The sequence below is a fragment of the Komagataeibacter intermedius TF2 genome, from assembly GCF_000964425.1.
GTDB classification, from domain to species: domain Bacteria; phylum Pseudomonadota; class Alphaproteobacteria; order Acetobacterales; family Acetobacteraceae; genus Komagataeibacter; species Komagataeibacter intermedius.
Genome location: NZ_BANF01000334.1, coordinates 1 through 2,120, shown reverse-complemented (window position 1 = coordinate 2,120; position 2,120 = coordinate 1). Strand labels below are relative to the sequence as shown.

Sequence of the window (2,120 nt, the reverse complement as noted above, 5' to 3'; positions counted from 1 at the left end):
TCGACCAATCCGCGCGGCGGTGTGGTGCACGGCATGGCGCTGGCAGAAGCCCTGTGCGACGCAGGCCACGACGCCACGCTCATCGCGCCGGACGTGACCGGAGCCGGTTTCTTCCGCACGCCCCGCTGCGCCACAAACTGCATCCCGGCCGTGCCCGAGACCGACCTGGCAATGCTGGTGGAGCGCCGCATTGGCGAGATCAGGGACGCCCTGCGTGGGCAGCATTTTGACGTGCTGCACGCGCAGGACCCGATCAGCGCCAATGCACTGGCCGAACTGGTGGAAGATGGACGGATACCGGGCTTTGCCCGCACGGTCCACCATCTTGACCATTTCACGCACCCGGTCCTTGCCGCGCGGCAGGAACGGGGAATCAGGGCGGCGGCCGAACTGTTTACCGTCAGCACAATGTGGGAAGAGGTCCTGCGCAACGACCATGGCCGCGAAGCCCCGGTCGTGGGCAACGGGGTTGATCCCGTGCACTTTTCGCCCGTAGCAACCGCGCACGATGCCGCGTTGCGGGCGCGGTATCATCTGCCTGCCGATCAGCACCTGATCCTGTCCGTGGGCGGGATCGAGCGGCGCAAGAACACGCTGCAATTGCTCGACGCATTTCTGGCCCTTCGCCGCGAGCGGTCTGATGTGCATCTGGTTGTGGTAGGCGGGGCTTCGCTGCTGGATCATTCTGCCTACCGCACCCGGTTCATGGCGCGTCTGCGCGAAAGCGGTACGGCCGATCATGTCACCATCACCGGGCCGGTTGCGGATGAAGACATGCCTTCATTCTACCGGCAGGCGGACGTGCTGGCCTATCCATCCGTAACCGAGGGGTTCGGGCTGTGTCCGCTGGAAGCCCTGGCTTGCGGCACGCCAGTTATTGTGCCGGCAATCGCACCTTTCACGGAGCATTTTCCGGCAACGGATGCGCTGTGGTGCCAACCGGCGCGCCCCGACACCTTGTTCATGGCATTGCGCGACGCCCTGCGCGTCGAAAGCCGTGACCATTTCCGGGCCAGCGGCCCCGCAACGGTCCGCCGTTTCGACTGGGGACGCGTCGCCAGCCGTCACCTCCCCGCATACCGGCGTCTGGCGGCGCGGTCGCGCACCGATGCCCTTGCTTCAGGAGCTCTTTCACCATGCCCGAAATGACCTTTCGTGTGCGCTGGCCCGATGGGAAGGAGACTGACTGTTACTCCCCCTCGCTGGTCATAAGGGACCACTTCACGCCCGGTCAGGATTATCCGGTCCGGGAGTTTCTTGAAAAGGCGAACACCGCCCTGACGGCAGCTAGCGAGCGGGTGCGCGCCCGCTACGGCTTCCCATGCAGCCGCGCCCTTGGCCAGCTTCAGGCCATAAGGCAGGCCAGTGCGCCTTTTCTCAATCGACCCGATGCGCAGGTGCGCGTCCTGTCTTTCAGTTATTGAGACGAAAAGAACGACCATGACACAGAACGAGAAAAGCATCCCTGTCATCATCGTGGGTGGCGGACAGGCCGGGCTCTCCATGAGCTGGTATCTCTGCCGCGAGAAGGTGGAGCACATCGTCTTTGAGGCAAAGACCGCCTGCCATTCGTGGGATGATGAGCGCTGGGACAATTTCTGCCTGGTCACACCGAACTGGCAGTGCAAACTTCCCGGTCATCCCTACAAGGGGAAAGACCCGCACGGCTTTATGGTGAAGCAGGAAATTATTGACTACGTGAGGGGCTTCGTGAACTCCTTCAATCCGCCTCTGCGCGAGCACACAGCCGTTACCTCCATCACGCGTCATGAAGGTGGTGGCTACCGCGTGGTAGCAGGTGGTGAGACGTGGCACGCGAAACATGTTGTCATCGCATCAGGCGCATATCAGGACGCGGTCATCCCCGGCTATGCCAGCGCGATCGACCCCGCCATCCATCAGGTTCACTCGCAGGATTACCGCAACGCGGCCCAGTTGCCTGAAGGGGCTGTGCTGGTCGTGGGCAGCGGCCAGTCCGGCGCGCAGATCGTCGAGGACCTGTTCCTTGAAAAACGCAAGGTCCATCTGTGTGTTGGCTCCGCCCCGCGTGTCTCGCGTTTCTACCGTGGGCGGGACGTTGTGGACTGGCTTGCGGACATGCACTTCTACGACCTTACGGT

At 63.0% G+C, this 2,120-nt stretch carries 3 protein-coding genes; all 3 read left to right on the top strand.

The features are described 5' to 3' along the window. On the top strand, positions 1 to 1,149 hold a 1,149-nt coding region (locus B7449_RS17425; protein WP_082084934.1), incomplete at its 5' end, for an MSMEG_0565 family glycosyltransferase. Further along, positions 1,137 to 1,424 (top strand): MSMEG_0570 family nitrogen starvation response protein, encoded by a 288-nt coding sequence (locus B7449_RS17420; RefSeq protein WP_039733278.1) that lies wholly within the window; start codon positions 1,137 to 1,139, stop codon positions 1,422 to 1,424. The genes B7449_RS17425 and B7449_RS17420, both read left to right, overlap by 13 nt. A gap of 16 nt (positions 1,425 to 1,440) precedes the next feature. Continuing rightward, a partial coding sequence (locus B7449_RS17415; RefSeq protein WP_048883931.1) for an NAD(P)-binding domain-containing protein occupies positions 1,441 to 2,120 on the top strand: 680 nt, incomplete at its 3' end.